Below are 18,959 nucleotides of genomic sequence, written 5' to 3'. Positions count from 1 at the left end.
TTATTTAGCTAAAGCTGTGCGATAATCAATAATTCCCCAACAATCATTTGATAAAGTACCTAAAAATACTTATATTGCTTTATTTCCAAATGCAAAAAATCCCACTCAAAAAAATTTGAGTGGGATTAATTATGCAATATTAATAAATAATTAATTATTTAACCATACTTGCAACTTCAGCTGCAAAATCGTCCTGACGCTTCTCAATGCCTTCGCCCTTTTCAAAACGAACGAACTTAGCAATCTCAATGCTGCCGCCGAGAGCCTTAGCTGTGTTGTTAGTATACTGCTTAATTGTCTGCTTGTTGTCCTTAACGAACTCCTGATCTACAAGGCAGTTCTCCTTATAGAATTTGCCGATCTTACCCATAACGATCTTATCAGCAATTGCCTCAGGCTTACCCTCGTTAATAACCTGCTGACGCATAACTTCTTTCTCATGCTCAATAACTTCAGCCGGAACATCAGCCTCTGTAAGGTATGGAGTGTTGAGAGCTGCAATCTGCATAGCTACATCCTTACCGTAAGCAATGAACTCATCGTTTACAGCAATGTCAGTTGTGAAGTTTACAAGAACGCCAATCTTACCGCCTGCATGAACATAAGCTACGCAAGCACCTTCCATACGCTCAAAACGACGGATCTTGATGTTCTCGCCGATTGTCTGAATCTTCTCCTGGAGAAGTTCAGCAACTGTCTGCTCTGAGCCTGCTGCCTTAAGTGTAAGAAGCTCATCAACATCAGCAGGATTCTGCTCGATAACTGTCTGAGCACAAGCCTTAACAAAATCCATAAATGAATCGTTCTTAGCAACGAAGTCTGTTTCAGCGTTTACTTCGATAACTACGCCAACAGAAGCATCTGCATTAGTTGTTGCATAAGCAACACCTTCAGCAGCAATTCTGCTTGCCTTTTTAGCTGCTTTTGCAAGGCCCTGTTCTCTTAAGAAGTCAATAGCCTTGTCCATATCACCATCGGCATTTGTGAGAGCCTTTTTGCAATCCATCATGCCGCAACCTGTTTTTTCTCTTAATGTTTTAACATCCTGAGCTGTAAATGCTGCCATTTATATTACATCCTTTCGATTGATATAATTATAAGATAAATAAAATTATTCAGCTGCCTCTTCTGCTGTTTCTTCTTCAACAGCAGCTGCACCCATCTGACCTTCTTTACCCTCAATGATAGCGTCAGCCATAGCACCTGCAATAAGCTTTACTGCACGGATAGCGTCATCGTTACCTGGGATAACATAGTCGATTTCATCAGGGTCACAGTTTGTATCAACAATAGCAACAATCGGAATGTTGAGTTTCTTAGCTTCAGCAACGGCGATTCTCTCTTTTCTTGGGTCAACAATAAAGAGTGCGCCCGGCATTGAAGTCATATCCTTAATACCGCCCATAAACTTCTCAAGCTTTTCGATCTCAAGGTTAAGCTTGATAACTTCCTTCTTAGGAAGAAGATCAAATGTACCGTCCTCCTGCATTGTGCGGAGCTGCTTTAAACGAGCAATTCTTCTGCGGATTGTAGCAAAGTTTGTGAGCATACCGCCGAGCCATCTTGCGTTTACATAGTAAGCGCCTGCACGGAGAGCCTCTTCTTTAACTGAATCCTGAGCCTGCTTCTTTGTACCTACAAAGAGTACGCTCTTGCCTTCTGCTGAAAGCTCACGAACAAAGTTGTAAGCCTCTTCGAGCTTCTTAACGCTCTTCTGAAGGTCAATAATGTAAATACCGTTACGCTCTGTGAAGATGTATTCAGCCATCTTAGGGTTCCATCTTCTTGTCTGGTGACCAAAGTGTACACCTGCTTCTAAGAGCTGTTTCATTGAAACTACTGCCATTTTAAATATCCTCCTTAGGTTAAAACCTCCGCCGGGCCTTGATTTTTATCGGGTTAAGAGCAATTTGCCACCGTTCCGACAAGCCCAACGTGCGAAATGCTATATTATTATACCATAAAATGCAAAAAAATCAAGTGTTTTTTTGAAATAACACTTGATTTTTTGCATATTGTATGTATCAGACTGCCAGATCAAAAAACCTTACATTACCGCAGCTGATAATGAAATTCTGTGTTTCGTGCCATTTACTTTCACCTGTGTAGAAACAGATGATTCTGTGCTGAACAGCCGAACCGTTGTTGTCAAAAATATAAGAAACCGCTGCTTTAACATCTGAGTTTGGCTCAATGTTTGTCGGGGCATAGTACTTATATTCATCTATAATGTAATCAATAGATGTATTACCGGAAAGGTTCATAGCATCTCTGATTGATTGGGCAACGAGAGCACATCCCTCATAACCCATAGTACCTGCCTCACCCATTACAAGGCGCTCGAGTTTTGCTCTGTCATAATCAGAAAGAGTTACCCTGCTCGGAGAATAAGATGTGTCAGGATTATCAATATTTACAAGATAAGTCTGTACACTCTCTGTAGGCTGTGTTTCTTCTTCTTTTTCTTCAACAGGCTTAGTAGTTGCCTTAGTTTCCGTTTTGTTCTCCTTTGCGGGAGCTGTTGTAGGCTTGGTAGCCTTTTCTGTCGGTTTGGTTGCCGCTGTGGTTTCCTCTGCTTTTTTGTCAGCAGTTTCCGTAGGTACTGTTTCCGCACAATTTTCAGCAATTGACTGTGAGAAAGTATCAATACCGCCAACGGAGTATGCAGCCGCTCTGCTGTCAGCATAAGCATCAACACTTGGCGCAAGTGTTGTGGTAGGAATAAGCAGGCAAGCAGATGCCAGTATTATAGCACTTATAAAAGAAATGGGTTTAAGTGCTCTGCTTGTCTTTTTTGCAGTAACCTGTTTTTTGCCATTTTCTGTATGTTTATTATTTGTTCTCAAAAATTTATCCTCCCTGTGATTAGCATAATTCAAAACCAATATTCGGCTGTGTTTTATGCGACTTCCTTTAGTCGTTAAAATTTTATCAAACACACAATTCGTTGTTATTAAACCACATTTTTTTGAAAAATGCAAATTTTCAGCCCTGTTATTTTTTGTTACTTTTGTTATATTGTTGTAACAATCAAATTTTAATTTTCTCATAAACACAAATAATTGTTTAATTTGCATAAATTAGCGAATACTTCTTAGTGGATTGTGCAAAATAGGTAGAAAATCAATTTTTTTAGAATTTCTCTTTAAATCTTGGCTTTTTGCACCTTTTTACGGGATTCGGCATGGAACAGGATATGATAATTGTATCTTCACCTATAAGTTCAATTTTCTCCCACGGAATTATATAATCTTCACATTTACCTATAAAGCCCAGAAAACTGCTCCTGCCGAATATAACAAGCGACACTATTTTTGCACACTTGGTATCTACTATAACATCATCCACAAAACCTATTCTGCAGCCGTCACACGCACTTATTACTTCCTTATGTCTTATATCTGTAAGTCTGCAATTCATAAAAAAAGCCTCCATTCATTGACTTTTATATATATATTTGATAGAATAAACTTATATGACAAATGTACACTACAAAGGAGATGTTTTTATGGATTATATTTTTATGACCGATTCCTCCTGTGACCTTTCTGCTGAAATTGCCAAGGAGATTAATGTTGAAATTCTGCCAATGGAATTTTCTATGGAGGACAAGTCTTACCTCCACTATGCAGATGCAAGAATGATGAGTCTTGATGACTTTTATTCTAAGCTCAAAAGCGGTATTGACTCAAAGACCACCCAAATTAACTACAATAATTTTATAAATTATTTTGAACCATATTTAAAAGCCGGAAAGGATATACTTTATACAGGTATCTGTACAGGTCTTAGCGGAACTTATAACACTTGTCTTATGGCTGTAAAAGATTTGCAGGAAAAATATTCTGACAGAAAAATTGTTATTATTGATTCTATGTGCGACTCCGTCGGACTTGGCCTGCTTATTTACCTTGCAGGTCAGAAGTACAAAGAAGGTGTTTCAATCGAAGAGCTTGAGCAGTATATTAATGATATTAAACTCAAGGTTTGTCACTGGTTCATTGTTGAAGACCTCGACCATCTTAAGAGAGGCGGCAGAATTTCCGCCGTTGCGGCTACATTCGGTAAGGCTTTGCAGATTAAACCTCTTATAAGTGTAGATGAAGGAGGGCATCTTATTAATGTAGGTAAAGTAAGAGGCACAAGCAATGTGTATAATTCTCTTGTTTCGCATTTTGAGCGTGACGCTGAAAACCCGAAAGAGCAGACTGTATTTATAGGTCATGCAGACAACAAAGAAGGTGCTCTTGAACTTCAAAAAAGAATCAAGGGTATGTGCAAAAAATCAATTATCTGCGATATAGGTCCGGTTATTGGTTCTCATGTAGGTTCAGGCATGCTTGCTATTCTTTTCCTCGGCACAAGAAATTTAAAATCTTAATATTCAGGCAAAATATACGGCTGAGTTTTCAAAGCGAAGACTCAGCCGTTTTTATTTTCTTCAATTATGATAATACAGCAGACACATTACGCTTACTCCGATAATGCCTCCTATAAATACACCTATAATTATACCGACAATCATATTTTACCTCCTATACACAATTTGACATTTATTATTTTGAATGTATGTAATAATAGTAAAGGGGCTTTTTATGAATAATATTTACATTGATGTTCTAATCACGGTAAACATATTTATAGATTATTTTTTACTGATGCTGACAAAGAAAATCATCGGTTCAAATATAAAATATTTCAGAGTAATAATAGGAAGTATTGTCGGCGGACTTTTCAGCCTCACCGCTCTGCTCCCTGTACTGCCGTTCGGATTAAATATTCTCACCGATTTGGCGGTCGCTATGTTAATAATTTTTATTACCTTTGGAAAATGCAAAATTAAAACATACATAAAGCGGGTACTTATTTTCTTTGCACTTTCATTTTCTTTTGGCGGACTTATGATTTTTATATACCTCGCTTTTAAACCAAAAGGTATGGGAATATACAATGATGTAATTTACTTTGACATCTCCCCTGTTTTGCTGATAATTCTTACCCTCGTATGCTATTATATTCTTTTACTTATAAAAAAACTGACGAAAAGCGTTTACAAGTCAGATATTCATAATATAGAAATAAAAATAAATGACAAGTGCTATATATTTAACGCAAAGCTTGATACAGGCTGCAATGTAAAAGAGCCGTTTTCGGGCAAGAGCGTGATAGTAGCCGAAAAAGAGGTGTTTAATGATTTTGTTCCCGACAAAACAAAGGTCAGATTAATTCCGTTCACAAGCCTTGGCGGCGGCGGAATACTGCAAGGCTTTTGCGCCGACAACATTATTATTGACGGAAAGGAAGCGGATAATTCGGTTTATATAGGAATTTGCGAAAACATCTTTAAAGATGATATAAAGGCAATAATACCAAGTGAACTTATCAATAACTGACAGGAGAAATTGCAATGAACATTATGCAGATTCTAAGAAAAATAAGATTATTTTTTAATTTTGACGATGAAGTATTTTATATTAACGGAAGTGAAACTCTGCCTCCGCCTCTTACAAAATCAGAAGAAGCCGAAATAATGCAAAGAATAACAGACGGTGACAACAGTGCCAGAGAAGAATTGATTACCCATAACTTAAGACTTGTTGTATATATTGCCAAGAAATACGATTCGCCGAGCGCAAGCGCAGAGGATTTAATTTCAATAGGAACTATAGGGCTTATAAAAGCGGTAAAAACATTTTCACCCGAAAAAAACATAAAACTTGCTACATATGCTTCACGCTGTATTGAAAATGAAATACTGATGTTTCTGCGAAAATCCTCTCAATTGAAAAACGAAGTATCTATTGATGAACCGTTAAATACAGATTGGGACGGCAACGAATTGTTATTATGTGATATTTTAGGAAGTGACCCTGACCTTGTAAATAAAGATATTGAAAATGAACTTGAAAAAAGGCTTGTACTGCAAGCGGTATCAAAACTTAATCAAAGAGAATGTTTGATTATGGAATTGCGATTCGGTCTTAACGGCAGAAAAGAACATACACAAAAGCAGGTTGCCGACAAACTCGGTATATCGCAATCCTATATTTCTCGATTAGAAAAAAAGATTATTCGCAGGCTTAAGCATGAACTTGAAAAAGCTGTATAATGACTATATAGCTTAACCTAAATTTTTAATTCTTAATTAAAGCTATACACTAAACTATAATTCTTCATTTTTCAATAAATAATCCATAAGATGAAACGGGCGCTTAAAAACGCCCGTTTTTCATTAAAAAATCGCATCATCAGCAAGTGTAGAGCCGTTTTCCATTCTGCCCTCTACATAATCTTCAACGCCGTCTGTTAAACCGTCGTCACGATTTTCGTATTCTTCATTTCCGATAATTCCGTCACCGTCACTAACTCTGCCGTTACGCTCGGCATCATCTGTCATAGAATCGGCTTTACTCTCGACTTTGTTTTTATCGTCTGATTTAGAGTCTTCGTTTTTGGAATTCTCGGAAGTTGCGGAACTATGTGCAGAAGTTTCGTTTTTAGAATTATTCTTATTACCGCCGCAACCTGTAAGTGCCGTAGCAAATGCAATGGTTGCAAGCAATGCAGCAATTATTTTTTTCATAAAACCATCCTTAATAAACAAAAATAGTGCCCTCAAATGAAGGCACTATTATTTTTAGCAATAGTTTTAATTTTATGAATTTTTATTCTTTAACAAGCTGAATATGCGGATACGGAATTGTTACTCCGTTCTTTTTAAATTCTTTTAGTACATTTTCCTGCATCATATAATAAACACCGTAATAATCATCAGGTTCTACCCACACCCAAGCAACAATTTGAATACCGCTGTCAAGATATTTATCAACATATACCTTTGGTTCGGGATCTTTTAAAACCCTTTCATCTGACTTTGCAAGGTCAAGAATTATCTTGCGAACAAGGTCAATGTCATCATCATAGCCTACAGTATATGACAAATTAATTCTGCGGTTTGTCTGACCTGTACAGTTTGTTACATTGTTTGCAGTAAGTCTTGAATTTGGAATATTTACAATTTTATTGTCAAAAGTATGAATTTGAGTTGAAAAAACACGAATACTTCTAACATATCCTTTTATGCCCTCAAATTCAAGAATATCTCCTGCAACAAAAGGTTTACTTATAAGAATTACCACGCCACTCGCCACATTTCCCAGTGATTCCTGCAATGCAAGACCGGCAGTAATTGCCGCAGCGGCAAATGTAGTTATGATTGAAGAAACATTAACTCCGATTGTAGAGAGCGCTGTCATAACAACAATCAAATATAAAACTATTTTTAATATAGAAAAGAAAAATGTAATAACAGTACGCTCAATCTTACTTTTATCAATAATTTTTCTGATTAGCTTTAACAGTAATTTTACAATTAAACTGCCTACAACAAATACAAGCAGAAAAATAAGAATTTTCGGCAAATATTTTTCATTAAAAGCATTTAGTGCAGAAATAAAATCAAAATCATTCATTTTATCACCATTCAATAATATGTTCTGAAATTTTCTTTCCGTTTTCCCATATTGAAATATAGAAATTGCCGTTCTCGTCTAAAGAAATGCATTTTCCGTTTTTAACTCCGTTTGCATAATCGGCAACATCAATAAATGTACCGTCTTTATTAAACCTTGCGCCGTAGTTTGTCGGAGAATTATTCTCCCATTTACCTATATGCATTGTTCCGTCAGAAGTTCTGTATCCTACACCTGCGCCGCTGCGTTGATTCTCTTTCCAATCGCCGACATAGTTAATATCACCGTTTTTATAGTAAAATACACCAAAGCCGTCACGCTTGCCTTGTGCATATTCACCGTCATACGCTGTAATTCCGCTTGGAGATACGGTTCTTCCTCTGCCTGTACGCAAACCGTTTTCATCTACCGTACCAAAATACTCATAATTGCCCGAAGTAGTGCTTACCACTGCGTCAGATTTTCTTTCTTCTTCTGCAATTGTAACATCACCTTCCTCAACAACGGTATTTTGTAAATTATTATCGTCTTTACTTTCCGTTTCGTCGGATTTTTCAAACTTTTCAGCCTGTTCGATAACCTCATCATCGTGATTTTCGGTAACTTTTTCTTCAACGCTTTCATCGGTTTGTGCGAGAACATCGGTTTCTTCATCTGCTACTTCGACACCCGAATGTTCAATAACCTGACCGAACAGATTTTTATTTGTCTTATGTGCCTCCTCAAGAATTTTCTCAATTCTGTCATAAGCCGTAACCTGTGGCTTTGGTTCTGTAAATGTATCGTCAAGATATTCAAGCAATGATAAATCTATAGGATTTTCAGGTTTGTAATCAGGCAAAAATTTATCTGCATCAAGCATAAGTTTAGCGTGTTTCGTCTTATAATTTGCATTGACTTTATTCAAAGAAGCGGGAGCAAACGCACTGTCATACCAAATCATTCCGTTATTTGAATACACAAGTGCGGCGCTGTTATTCTCGGGATTTTTGTCTGACGGAAAAAGAGTAACACCGGCGACCATACGGTTATTGCTGAAAAGTATTTTTTCAATTGCGATAACACCGTCAATTTTTTTAGGAGAAACAGTACAAAGTCTTTCTCCCTCTATGCTTTTGTCAAAATATTCCGTCCTTATCCATAAATGCGAACTGTCAAAAAATTGCTTTTTATAGACTGTTGCATTTTCTGTATAATATCTCACACAGTAAATTCCGCCTGTTTCACGCTTTACAGATTGATATGGGCGGAGGTTTTTTGTTACTTTCCACGATAAAGGCTGATTTTTACTCATTTTGTAAGAGAGCTTGTACGAAACATCATCCAAGGAAATATCCGTATCATCTGCTTGCGGACGATGATTTGAATTAAAATAATTTGCACGAACTCCTGCAAGTGCGTCATTTTTAAAGTCAAGTTTTTCAAAATCCGACACACAAACAGAATAAAAAATCAAATCCCTTGTCAATTCCTGTTGAGAGGTTATCATAAGGCGAAAATCCTTTCAAATAAATAAGAATACAAAGTCAGGGCGAACATAGTCCGCCCCGACATTTTAAATACCGATTAAATTAATCCGAATAAATTATCAGATAGAAATTGTCATAGCAATCTTGTAAAGATCTTCATCAAATACACGCTGCATATCAAGAGCCTCATTGATGTCGAGATCAATGATTTTGCCGTCTTTCATTGCTACTACACGGTTACCGAGATTCTTCTCAAGCAACTCTACTGCTCTGAATCCCATCTCACTTGCAACAACTCTGTCACGAAGTGTAGGTGAACCGCCACGCTGAACATGACCGAGAATTGTGGCACGAGTTTCAATACCGAGTCTGTTTTCTATATAATTAGCAAGCTCAGCAACCTTACCTACACCCTCGGCAACAACAATGATAAAGTGTTTCTTACCTGTTTTCTGAGTGTTGACAATTCTCTGAATAACATCTCTTTCAATGTTGTAAGGAATTTCAGGAACAAGAATAGCCGTAGCACCTGTTGCGATACCTGTCTGCAAAGCAATATCACCGCAGCGTCTGCCCATAACCTCTACGATTGAACAACGGTCATGTGACTGTGCTGTATCACGAATACGGTCTACCATCTGAAGTGCTGTATTCATTGCTGTGTCAAAGCCTACTGTATATTCCGAACAAGCAATATCATTATCAATAGTACCAGGAATACCGATACAGTTAATACCTGCATTGGTAAGAGCACGAGCACCCTTGAAAGAACCGTCACCGCCGATTACAACAACGCCCGATACATCAATGCTTCTGCAAAAATCCGCTGCTTTCTTAATACCTGCAGGAGTAGCAAACTCTTCACTTCTTGCTGTGTAAAGCATTGTACCGCCAAAACCGATTATATCAGATACACTGCGAAGATTCATTTCCTGAACATCGCCGTTAAGTAATCCGTTGTATCCACGGTAAACACCGTAAACTCTCATTCCTTTATTTATACCTGCACGAACTACTGCTCTTACAGCGGCATTCATACCGGGAGCGTCACCGCCACTTGTTAATACTGCTATTGATTTCTGAGCCATTTGATTATACCTCCATAAGGTTTTTTACTTCTTAATTATAATACAATATTTCACCCTTTACAAGACTAAATTTACTATTTTATTAAAATTTTCTTTTTTGGCGGCATTTTTACATCAGCAAAGATACATTTTCTTGGTTTTGTGCGTTATTGACTTTAAATTATATAAGTTATATAATAGTATTATTAATTTGATGGATAATTCTTCATATTATTTATTTTTGGAGGCATATCATATATGACAAAATTATATCTTGCCATTCCCTGCTACAACGAAGAAGAAGTACTAAGAGATTCGGCGCAAAAGCTCTCTGACAAGTTCAGTAAAATGATGCTTGAAGGCAAAATTACCGATGACAGTAAAATTGTATTTATAGATGACGGCTCAAAAGACAAAACCTGGAGTATTATCAGCGACCTTCACAAAGAAAATCCTGTATTTCAGGGAATCAAACTCACACGCAACAGAGGACATCAAAATGCTCTGCTCTGCGGTCTTATTACATTAAAAGACAAGGCAGACGCTGTTATTTCAATTGACGCAGATTTACAGGATGACATCAACACATTTGACGAAATGGTTGAAAAATACGAAAACGGCTGCGATGTTGTTTACGGTGTGCGTTCAAAGCGTGAAACCGACACATTTTTCAAGAGATTTACAGCCGAGGCGTTTTACAAAATTCTTAATAAAATGGGTGCAAAAGTTATTTTTAACCATGCCGATTTCAGACTTATGAGCAAAAGAGCACTGAACGCTTTTGCAGAATATAAAGAAACAAACATCTTTTTAAGAGGTATGGTACCGCTTATCGGCTATAAGTCGGATATAGTTACATACGAGCGTTTTGAAAGACTTGCGGGTGAAAGCAAATATCCGCTTAAAAAAATGCTTGCTCTTGCTTGGGAGGGCATTACTTCTCTAAGTATTCAGCCAATAAGAATGATAACGGGTCTTGGCACAATTGTATTTGCCATAAGCATTATTATGATTATTTACAGCCTTGTAAGCTACTTTATGGGCTTTGCGGTTAGCGGCTGGGCAAGTATTTTGTGTTCTATCTGGGCAATCGGCGGACTTCAGATTCTTGCAATAGGCGTTATAGGTGAATACATTGGAAAAATTTATTTAGAAGTCAAAAGGCGTCCGAGATTTATCGTTGAGGAATTTCTTGAGGACTAAACTAAAACTTATATTAAATTTACAGTCAATGTCTTTCGTAATTTGCGAAAGGCATTTAATGAGAGGGTAGCAATGAATCTTGAAAAATTAAAAGTAAGAAATCCTAATATGGATATTCTTAGAATTATAGCAGTGCTTTGTGTAATCGGTATTCATTTCTTTTACCATTCGGGCTACTATTACACAACAAACGATAATGCGGTAATGTATTTTGCAACTGTTCTGCGCACATTGTGTTCTGTTTGCGTACCGCTGTTTATGATTTTGTCGGGTTTCCTTTTGTGCAACAAAACGCTGAAAAAGGGTTACTATTCGGGCATAAGAAAAACCATAATAGTCTACATTCTTGTGGCGATTGCCTGTATGATTTATAAATCCATTGTCGGAAGTTACACACTTACTCCGCTTACCTTTTTTACAGGTATTTTAGATTTTACAGGCGCTAACTACTCGTGGTACATAGAAATGTATATAGGCTTGTTTTTGCTTGTTCCGTTTCTTAATATTATTTACAAAAATCTTGACAGCCGCAAGCAAAAGAATATTTTGCTTATCACATTAATTGCTATTACCATTTTGCCGTCACTTTTCAATGAGTTTAGATTTGACTCCTTGGAGTGGTGGGCAAATCCTGCATCAAATACAGAAACACAAAAGCTGATACCGAGCTGGTGGGTTGGCATTTATCCTATCACCTACTATTTTACAGGATGCTACATTCGTGAGTACGGCACAAAAATTAAAAACATTTACCTTATAATTGCTCTTGTGGTTGCCGTTTTCGGATTTGGCACTTTCAATTTTTACAGATGCTACGGCAGTACATTCACCACAGCAAATTATGTGTATTGGTACGGTATTGAACCGTATGTAATGTCTGTTCTGATTTTCTTGATAATAAGCAAGATCAAACTCGAAAATATTAATGTAAAAGCAAAATTTGCACTTTGGAAAATTTCGGATTTGGTGCTCGGCACTTACCTGCTGTCGTTTATTTTCGATGCAATTTACTACTATGAATTTTTAAATAAAAACACAACCGATTTTTATGCGAGATTTCCGTTTATGCCGCTTATGATTTTATGCGTGTTTGTCAGCGCTTTGATAAGCTCAGGCATAATAAATCTGATAGCCGCAGGCATAGAATTCTGTTACAAAAAAATATGCAATTTATGCAAGGAAAAATTTAGCAAAAAGCATATTGACGAGCCAAAGCAGTTTAAACATTAATCGACAAATTTTTGCAGATTTTCTCAATTAATTTTTATCAGCAAATAAATTTTTAACAATTAATGCCCGACTTTTCAAAAAATGGTCGGGCATTAATAATATACTTGAATTTCCATTGCAATTATGTTATACTAATTAGTGAAATTTTTTTAAATAAATAAATCAATACCATTTTCACACGCATTTTTTTGCGGTGAAAGTATATCTCGGGGGTTATTTATGGATTTTATAAAACTTTACAATGAATGGTTAGAAAACGCTACCGAAGACGCTGACCTTATTGCCGAGCTTGAGAGCATAAAGGGCAACGAGGAAGAAATTCACGAGCGTTTCTACAAAGCACTCACATTCGGCACAGCAGGCCTTAGAGGTGTAATCGGTGCAGGTACTAACAGAATGAACATCTATGTTGTTCGTCAGGCTACACAGGGACTTGCAAATTACATCATTCAGAAGTACGGCAAAGGCTCTGTTGCTATTTCTCACGACAGCAGAATTAAAGCCGACCTCTTTATGCTTGAGGCTGCAAGAGTTCTTGCAGGCAACGGCATTAAGGTTTACATCACATCTGAATTACAGCCTACACCTGTACTTTCATACCTTGTTCGTTACTTCAAATGTCAGGCAGGTATTATGGTTACAGCAAGCCACAACCCTGCTAAGTACAACGGTTACAAGGCATACGGCGAAGACGGTTGTCAGATGACAGATGTTGCCGCAGGTATTGTATATGACGAAATCTGCAAACTTGATATGTTTAAAGATGTAAAGATTGCTGACCTTGACGAGGCAGTTAAGAGCGGTCTTATTGAATATGTTTCCGATGATGTTTATGACAGCTACCTTGAAAAAGTTATGGAACAGCAGGTAAACCCTGGCGTTTGCGAGGGTGCAGGCTTAAAGGTAGTTTATACCCCACTCAACGGTACAGGCAACAAACTTGTAAGAAAAGTTCTTAAGAAAATCGGTGTTGAAGAAATTACAGTTGTACCTGAGCAGGAGCTTCCTGACGGCAACTTTACCACTTGCCCGTACCCGAACCCTGAAATTAAAGAGGCTCTCCAAAAAGGTATTGAACTTTGCGAAAAAGTACAGCCTGACCTTCTTCTTGCAACAGACCCTGACGCAGACCGTGTAGGTATTGCAGTTAAAGATTACGACGGCAGCTACCGCCTTATTTCAGGTAATGAAGACGGCATTATGCTTACAGACTATATTCTTTCTTCACGCAAGGCAAACGGCACACTTCCCGAAAAGCCTGTTTTGGTTAAGACAATTGTTACAACAAAACTTATCAACAAGCTTTGTGAAAAGTACGGCTGTGAACTTAAAAATGTTCTTACAGGTTTTAAATACATCGGTGAAGTTATCCTCAACCTTGAAAAGAAAGGCGAAGAGGACAGATATGTATTCGGCTTTGAAGAGAGCTACGGCTACCTTGCAGGTACTTATGTTCGTGATAAGGACGCAGTAGTTGCATCAATGCTTGTTTGCGAAATGGCTGCTTTCTATAAAAAACATGGCAAGTCACTTGCACAGGTTATTGACTCACTTTACGAGGAATATGGCTACTACCTCAACCATACATCTGCATTTGAATTTGACGGTGCGGCAGGTATGGAGAAGATGAACAACATTATGGCTGAAATCAGAGAGAATATTCCTACTGAAATTGACGGCAAAAAGGTTGTTAAGGTTTCCGACTATCTCCTTAAGTATGAGCTTGACACAGTAACAGGCGAAAAGACTGCTATTGATCTCCCGACTTCAAATGTAATTTCATTTGGTCTTGAGGGTGACAACGGTGTAATTATTCGTCCGAGCGGTACAGAGCCAAAGATTAAGGCTTACATCACAGCGGTCGGCAAAGACTTCAACGATGCAGAAAGCATTAAAGACAGTCTTGTAGACGCATCTAAAAAGCTACTTGGTATTGAGTAATAATATAGCATAAAAATTCAGCGGTATCGTTTTTCGATACCGCTTTTGCTGTTCATTTTAAGATTTTGGGATTATTGGTGCGACAGGTAAGATAATCAAGACTTGTTTTATAGAAATCGGCAAGCACAATAAGCAGGGACAACGGAATTTCACGCTCTCCCCTTTCGTATTTTGAATATAACGATTGGTCGCACATAAGTACATTTGCAATCTGCTTTTGCGTTAGGTCATGATCTTCACGCAAGTCCTTAATTCTTAGTTTCACTTTTATCACCGATTCAATTATAAAATAGGACATTATAACCTATTGACATTTAGGACAAATAGTCTTAAAATATAAATAAACAATTGACAGTTGTTACAATTATTTTTTCCATAAGGAGTGGTATAATTAATGAGAAAAACAAAGAAATTTGCAGCAATTCTGCTGTCGGCACTTATATTGTCAAGTTCATTTTCCGTTTTGCCTGTAAGTGCGGCTACAGTCGGAAATGATACGGCTGTTGTGTCGGTAAATTCAACTTTAACAAGTGGCAATTATCAATATAAGGTGCTTGATGATAATACAATCTGCATTTCAAGATATATCGGTGAAGAAGAAAATATTACAATTCCGGCAAAAATTAACGGTCTGACTGTTACAACTATTGGTAAAGGTGCGTTTGTTCAAACAGGTATGGGAAGTTTAAATATTCCTGCAAGCATAACTGATATAAAACCAAATGCTTTTAAATTTTCAGGCTTTAATAAGATAGAGGTTGACAAAAACAATTTAAACTATACCTCTATAAACGGAGTTTTATTCAGTAAAGATAAAACTGTACTTTTAGCTTATCCAAAAGAAAACTCCGCTACATCTTATATAATACCTGACGGTGTTAAAATTATTGAATCTACTGCTTTTATGGGTACAAGCAATTTAAATAGTATTGTTATACCTGACGGTGTAACGACCATAAAAGAAAATGCGTTTTATTTATGTAGTAACTTAAAAAATGTTTCAATACCAACAAGTGTAAAAAGTATCGGCAGAGATGCTTTTGATTTCTCTGTTTGTTCAAAAGTAAATAACGGATACTATATCGGTAATTGCTTAATTGGCGCCGATAATGAAATAAATGGTAATTTTACTATAAAAGACGGTACAAGACTTGTCGCTGACAGCTCTATTAAAGGAAATGAAAATTTGGAAAGTATAACAGTTCCTGCAAGTGTAGAGATAATAGGCGACTGCGCTTTAAACTTTTCTTCAGAAAGCTTAAAAAACATAACTGTCGCTAATGAAAATAAATATTTTAGTTCAGAGAACGGAGTATTATTTAATAAAAACAAAACAGAGTTGCTGTGCTATCCTTGTGGCAAAAAAGAAACTACATATACGGTTCCAAATACTGTAACAAAATTAGCAACAGTATCATTCAGCGGTTGTAAATTAAATAAACTAAATCTTCCTAACAATTTAAAATATATAGATGAAAGCGCATTTACAGAAACTTCATTAAAAACCTTATCAATTCCTGAAAGTGTTGAATATATTGGTAGATATGCATTTGATTTATCCGGTATCGAAACAATAAATATTCCAAAAGGAATAACAACTATTGAAGAAGGTACTTTTTACCGTTGTATGCAACTAAAAAGTGTATCCATAGACAATCATATAAAACATATCGGAGATTACGCTTTTTCTGCGTGTTATAATCTTTCAGACATTAATATTTCAAATAATGTAACATCAATAGGTAAAGGTGCTTTTCAATCAACAATTATTCAGAAAATCAAATTGCCTGCAAGTCTTGAAAGTATAGGAGAATATGCTTTTAACAACTGTCAAAATTTGCAGGAAGTAACTATCCCTAACAAAGAGATTAAAATTGACAACAGAGCTTTTTATAATTGTCCTAAATTAAATACGGTTGCTATACCAGCAAAAGTTAAAGAAATTGGTAAAAATGCATTCGGCTACCAAGGAAACATTTTTGATGAAGAAGATTATAAATACGGAGAAGAGAATGCAATACGAGATTTTAAAATAACAGGATATTCAAACACCGCCGCCGAAACATATGCAAAAGAAAACGGTTTTGAATTTATTTCGTTGGGCGAGCAAATTCTCACAGGTGACGCTAACCAAGACGGTACCGTAAATATTAAAGATGTTACATATCTGCAAATGCATATTGCAGGCAACAAGAATACTGACGGTTCACCGCTTATTGACGAAACAAACAAGCAATTGTTTGACAGTATTGATATGAACAATGACGGTAAGCTGACTGTTAATGATGTTACAGCACTGCAAACCTACCTTACACAAAACAACTAAATAACCAAACTTAAACGGCTGTCACTTACTTTGACAGCCGTTTGCAAATTATTAAAGCCACCTTATCATATACGATAAAGTGGCTTATTTGTTATGCTTAGAAGCGCATTGTAAGGCTGATTCTGTTCTTTTCGGGGTCAACGCTTATGATTTTTACATCTACCACATCGCCAACCTTGAGAACCTCCGACGGGTGCTTAATGTACTTATCGCAAATCTGTGAGATATGAACAAGTCCGTCCTGATGAACACCGATGTCGATAAATGCACCGAAGTCAATTACATTTCTGACAGTTCCCTTGAGTACCATATCAGGCTTTAAGTCTTTGATGTCGAGAATGTCGGAACGGAGCATTGGTGCAGGCAGTTCGTCACGGGGATCTCTGCCTGGCTTTGAAAGCTCCTTTACAATATCGTCAAGAGTGGGCAAACCGATTTTAAGTGTATCGGCAAGGCTTTTTGTTCCCTTTGCCGCAACTCTGTTTGCCAAATCGGTAAATTTACCGTCTTTAATTTCTTTATCCGAATAATCAAGAAGTGCAAGCAACTCTTTCGCACTCTTATAACTTTCAGGGTGAACACCTGTGTTATCGAGTGGATTTTTGCTTTCAGGCACTCTTAAAAAGCCTGCGCACTGCTCAAAAGCCTTTGGTCCGAGCTTTGGAACTTTCTTTAATTCGGCACGAGAAGTAAACGCACCGTTTTCCTCACGATAAGCAACAATATTATTGCAAACCGTACTGTTAAGACCTGAAATTCTTGAAAGCAATGCAGGAGATGCTGTGTTAAGGTCGGCGCCTACAGAGTTTACGCAACCCTCAACCACACCGTCAAGTGTTTCGCCAAGTCTTTTCTGCGGCATATCGTGCTGATACTGTCCGACTCCGATTGCCTTTGGTTCAATTTTTACAAGCTCTGCAAGCGGGTCTTGTAATCTTCTTGCAATGGAAACCGCACTTCTGAGTGTAAGGTCAAGCTGCGGTAATTCCTTTGCCGCAAGTTTTGATGCCGAATAAACCGAAGCGCCTGCCTCGCTGACTACCATATAATAAACGGGGTGGTCAGCCTCTTTGATTGCATCTGCCGCAAACATTTCGGTTTCCTTACTTGCTGTGCCGTTGCCGATTGAAATAATATCTACATTGTGCTTTTTAATAAGCTGCAAAAGTTTTTGCTTTGATTCTTTGACCTTTGCCTCTGAATGTGTAGGATAAATTACCGCTGTGTCGAGTACCTTTCCCGTGCCGTCAACAACCGCTACTTTACAGCCTGTACGGTAACCCGGGTCAAGTCCGAGCACGGTTTTGCTCTTAACAGGCGGCTGCATAAGCAGTTGACGAAGATTTACACCAAAAACTTTCATTGAATTTTCGCAGGCATTTTCCGTTAAATCATTTCTGATTTCTCGCTCAATAGACGGGAAAATAAGTCTTGTGTATGCATCCTCGCAAGCGGTTTTTACAATGTCTGCACACGCACAGGCAGGATTGGTAATCATAACCTTTGCAATGGAATTAAGCGGTCTTTCGGTATCCATTTCAACGCTGACTTTTAAAAAGCCCTCTTTCTCGCCCCTGTTTACAGCAAGCAAACGGTGGTCGGCAATCTTTTTAACAGGCTCTTTGTAGTCGTAATACTGTCTGTAAACGCTGTCCTTTTCTGCATCTACGGCAACGGAAGAAATTACACCGTTCACATTTGCAAGGTTTCTTATGCGCTTTCTGATTTCCGCATTATCCGAAACCGTTTCCGCAATAATATCCATTGCGCCTTGCAATGCGTCTTCAACATTTGCAACGCCTTTTTCCTCATCAACATACTCCTCTGCCACAGCAACAGGGTCACATTTGCTCTCCTGCTTAAGGATAATTTCGGCAAGCGGCTCAAGTCCTTTTTCCTTAGCCACAGAGGCTCTTGTCTTTCTCTTTGGTCGATAAGGTCTGTAAATATCTTCAAGCTCGCTTAGAGTTTCCGCCTTGTCAAGCGCAAGACTTATTTCGTCGGTAAGTTTTTCCTGACCGTCAATAAGGTTGCGAATTTCCTCTCTCCTTTTATCAAGGGAACGCAGATACTCAAGTTTTTCGCTGAATTCACGAATAAGCTGGTCGTCCATTGAGCCGTGCATTTCTTTACGATAGCGGGCAATGAACGGAATTGTATTGCCGTCATCGAGCAAAGAAATTATGTTCTTTGCATACTCTTCTTTAATTTGAAACTGTTGTGATAATACTTTTGAATAGTCCATATTTTC

General features: G+C 37.5%; 17 protein-coding genes. 7 read left to right on the top strand and 10 right to left on the bottom strand.

What is annotated here, in order from left to right; translation table 11 throughout:
- Window positions 1-154: 154 nt before the first annotated feature.
- The 4 genes from tsf to H8R91_RS01390 all read right to left on the bottom strand — a co-directional run bounded on the left by tsf (window position 155) and on the right by H8R91_RS01390 (window position 3,420).
- Complete coding sequence (tsf, locus tag H8R91_RS01405) at window positions 155-1,066, bottom strand: translation elongation factor Ts (RefSeq protein WP_186934584.1); 912 nt, start codon at window positions 1,064-1,066, stop codon at window positions 155-157.
- Window positions 1,067-1,111: 45 nt separating this feature from the next.
- Window positions 1,112-1,846: a 30S ribosomal protein S2 gene (gene rpsB / locus H8R91_RS01400; RefSeq protein ID WP_022235393.1), complete on the bottom strand. Its 735-nt coding sequence runs from the start codon at window positions 1,844-1,846 to the stop codon at window positions 1,112-1,114.
- 178 nt (window positions 1,847-2,024) lie between these two features.
- On the bottom strand, window positions 2,025-2,846 hold the full coding sequence (locus tag H8R91_RS01395) for a hypothetical protein (protein WP_186934583.1): 822 nt from the start codon (window positions 2,844-2,846) through the stop codon (window positions 2,025-2,027).
- Window positions 2,847-3,132: 286 nt separating this feature from the next.
- Complete coding sequence (locus H8R91_RS01390) at window positions 3,133-3,420, bottom strand: PRC-barrel domain-containing protein (RefSeq protein WP_022235391.1); 288 nt, start codon at window positions 3,418-3,420, stop codon at window positions 3,133-3,135.
- 88 nt (window positions 3,421-3,508) lie between these two features.
- On the opposite strand from H8R91_RS01390, the gene H8R91_RS01385 reads away from it, so the two are divergent.
- From H8R91_RS01385 to sigE, 3 genes are all read left to right on the top strand, one after another.
- Complete coding sequence (locus H8R91_RS01385; RefSeq protein ID WP_186934582.1) at window positions 3,509-4,381, top strand: DegV family protein; 873 nt, start codon at window positions 3,509-3,511, stop codon at window positions 4,379-4,381.
- A gap of 214 nt (window positions 4,382-4,595) precedes the next feature.
- The gene (locus H8R91_RS01380) at window positions 4,596-5,393 is read left to right on the top strand and encodes a sigma-E processing peptidase SpoIIGA (protein WP_186934581.1); all 798 of its coding nucleotides are present in this window, start codon (window positions 4,596-4,598) and stop codon (window positions 5,391-5,393) included.
- 14 nt (window positions 5,394-5,407) lie between these two features.
- On the top strand, window positions 5,408-6,109 hold the full coding sequence (sigE, locus tag H8R91_RS01375; RefSeq protein ID WP_022235388.1) for an RNA polymerase sporulation sigma factor SigE: 702 nt from the start codon (window positions 5,408-5,410) through the stop codon (window positions 6,107-6,109).
- Window positions 6,110-6,232: 123 nt separating this feature from the next.
- Here the strand turns inward: sigE and H8R91_RS01370 are convergent, their stop codons facing one another.
- From H8R91_RS01370 to pfkA, 4 genes are all read right to left on the bottom strand, one after another.
- Window positions 6,233-6,583 (bottom strand): hypothetical protein, encoded by a 351-nt coding sequence (locus tag H8R91_RS01370; RefSeq protein ID WP_186934580.1) that lies wholly within the window; start codon window positions 6,581-6,583, stop codon window positions 6,233-6,235.
- Window positions 6,584-6,665: 82 nt separating this feature from the next.
- Window positions 6,666-7,472 (bottom strand): mechanosensitive ion channel family protein, encoded by an 807-nt coding sequence (locus tag H8R91_RS01365; protein WP_186934579.1) that lies wholly within the window; start codon window positions 7,470-7,472, stop codon window positions 6,666-6,668.
- A gap of 4 nt (window positions 7,473-7,476) precedes the next feature.
- Window positions 7,477-8,961, bottom strand: a complete 1,485-nt coding sequence (locus tag H8R91_RS01360; RefSeq protein ID WP_186934578.1) for an MORN repeat-containing protein — start codon at window positions 8,959-8,961, stop codon at window positions 7,477-7,479.
- Between the two features lie 99 nt (window positions 8,962-9,060).
- The gene (gene pfkA / locus H8R91_RS01355; protein WP_022235384.1) at window positions 9,061-10,029 is read right to left on the bottom strand and encodes a 6-phosphofructokinase; all 969 of its coding nucleotides are present in this window, start codon (window positions 10,027-10,029) and stop codon (window positions 9,061-9,063) included.
- Window positions 10,030-10,266: 237 nt separating this feature from the next.
- Here pfkA and H8R91_RS01350 point away from each other — a divergent pair, with 237 nt between their 5' ends.
- From H8R91_RS01350 to H8R91_RS01340, 3 genes are all read left to right on the top strand, one after another.
- Window positions 10,267-11,211: a glycosyltransferase family 2 protein gene (locus H8R91_RS01350; protein WP_186934577.1), complete on the top strand. Its 945-nt coding sequence runs from the start codon at window positions 10,267-10,269 to the stop codon at window positions 11,209-11,211.
- Window positions 11,212-11,283: 72 nt separating this feature from the next.
- On the top strand, window positions 11,284-12,441 hold the full coding sequence (locus H8R91_RS01345; RefSeq protein ID WP_186934576.1) for an acyltransferase: 1,158 nt from the start codon (window positions 11,284-11,286) through the stop codon (window positions 12,439-12,441).
- A 219-nt stretch (window positions 12,442-12,660) separates the two neighbouring features.
- Complete coding sequence (locus tag H8R91_RS01340) at window positions 12,661-14,382, top strand: phospho-sugar mutase (protein WP_186934575.1); 1,722 nt, start codon at window positions 12,661-12,663, stop codon at window positions 14,380-14,382.
- Between the two features lie 52 nt (window positions 14,383-14,434).
- On the opposite strand, the gene H8R91_RS01335 is transcribed toward H8R91_RS01340, so the two are convergent.
- Entirely contained in the window at window positions 14,435-14,647 is a 213-nt protein-coding gene (locus H8R91_RS01335; RefSeq protein ID WP_186934574.1) for a helix-turn-helix domain-containing protein, read from the bottom strand.
- Window positions 14,648-14,776: 129 nt separating this feature from the next.
- Here H8R91_RS01335 and H8R91_RS01330 point away from each other — a divergent pair, with 129 nt between their 5' ends.
- Window positions 14,777-16,708, top strand: a complete 1,932-nt coding sequence (locus tag H8R91_RS01330; RefSeq protein ID WP_186934573.1) for a leucine-rich repeat protein — start codon at window positions 14,777-14,779, stop codon at window positions 16,706-16,708.
- 97 nt (window positions 16,709-16,805) lie between these two features.
- On the opposite strand, the gene H8R91_RS01325 is transcribed toward H8R91_RS01330, so the two are convergent.
- The gene (locus H8R91_RS01325; RefSeq protein WP_186934572.1) at window positions 16,806-18,953 is read right to left on the bottom strand and encodes a Tex family protein; all 2,148 of its coding nucleotides are present in this window, start codon (window positions 18,951-18,953) and stop codon (window positions 16,806-16,808) included.
- Between the last annotated feature and the right edge of the window lie 6 nt (window positions 18,954-18,959).

It is taken from the genome of Ruminococcus intestinalis, assembly GCF_014288065.1.
GTDB lineage: Bacteria > Bacillota > Clostridia > Oscillospirales > Acutalibacteraceae > Ruminococcoides > Ruminococcoides intestinale_A.
Note: the sequence above shows the minus strand (reverse complement) of the source record. Positions and strands in the feature narration are given on the sequence as shown.

What these genes read in the sequence shown, in the direction of transcription:
- H8R91_RS01370 (WP_186934580.1), bottom strand. Translation starts at nt 6,583, where the DNA reads ATGAAAAAAATAATTGCTGCATTGCTTGCAACCATTGCATTTGCTACG.
- H8R91_RS01390 (WP_022235391.1), bottom strand. Translation starts at nt 3,420, where the DNA reads ATGAATTGCAGACTTACAGATATAAGACATAAGGAAGTAATAAGTGCG.
- H8R91_RS01345 (WP_186934576.1), top strand. Translation starts at nt 11,284, where the DNA reads ATGAATCTTGAAAAATTAAAAGTAAGAAATCCTAATATGGATATTCTT.
- tsf (WP_186934584.1), bottom strand. Translation starts at nt 1,066, where the DNA reads ATGGCAGCATTTACAGCTCAGGATGTTAAAACATTAAGAGAAAAAACA.
- H8R91_RS01360 (WP_186934578.1), bottom strand. Translation starts at nt 8,961, where the DNA reads ATGATAACCTCTCAACAGGAATTGACAAGGGATTTGATTTTTTATTCT.
- rpsB (WP_022235393.1), bottom strand. Translation starts at nt 1,846, where the DNA reads ATGGCAGTAGTTTCAATGAAACAGCTCTTAGAAGCAGGTGTACACTTT.
- H8R91_RS01325 (WP_186934572.1), bottom strand. Translation starts at nt 18,953, where the DNA reads ATGGACTATTCAAAAGTATTATCACAACAGTTTCAAATTAAAGAAGAG.
- H8R91_RS01365 (WP_186934579.1), bottom strand. Translation starts at nt 7,472, where the DNA reads ATGAATGATTTTGATTTTATTTCTGCACTAAATGCTTTTAATGAAAAA.
- H8R91_RS01340 (WP_186934575.1), top strand. Translation starts at nt 12,661, where the DNA reads ATGGATTTTATAAAACTTTACAATGAATGGTTAGAAAACGCTACCGAA.
- pfkA (WP_022235384.1), bottom strand. Translation starts at nt 10,029, where the DNA reads ATGGCTCAGAAATCAATAGCAGTATTAACAAGTGGCGGTGACGCTCCC.
- sigE (WP_022235388.1), top strand. Translation starts at nt 5,408, where the DNA reads ATGAACATTATGCAGATTCTAAGAAAAATAAGATTATTTTTTAATTTT.
- H8R91_RS01350 (WP_186934577.1), top strand. Translation starts at nt 10,267, where the DNA reads ATGACAAAATTATATCTTGCCATTCCCTGCTACAACGAAGAAGAAGTA.
- H8R91_RS01380 (WP_186934581.1), top strand. Translation starts at nt 4,596, where the DNA reads ATGAATAATATTTACATTGATGTTCTAATCACGGTAAACATATTTATA.
- H8R91_RS01330 (WP_186934573.1), top strand. Translation starts at nt 14,777, where the DNA reads ATGAGAAAAACAAAGAAATTTGCAGCAATTCTGCTGTCGGCACTTATA.
- H8R91_RS01385 (WP_186934582.1), top strand. Translation starts at nt 3,509, where the DNA reads ATGGATTATATTTTTATGACCGATTCCTCCTGTGACCTTTCTGCTGAA.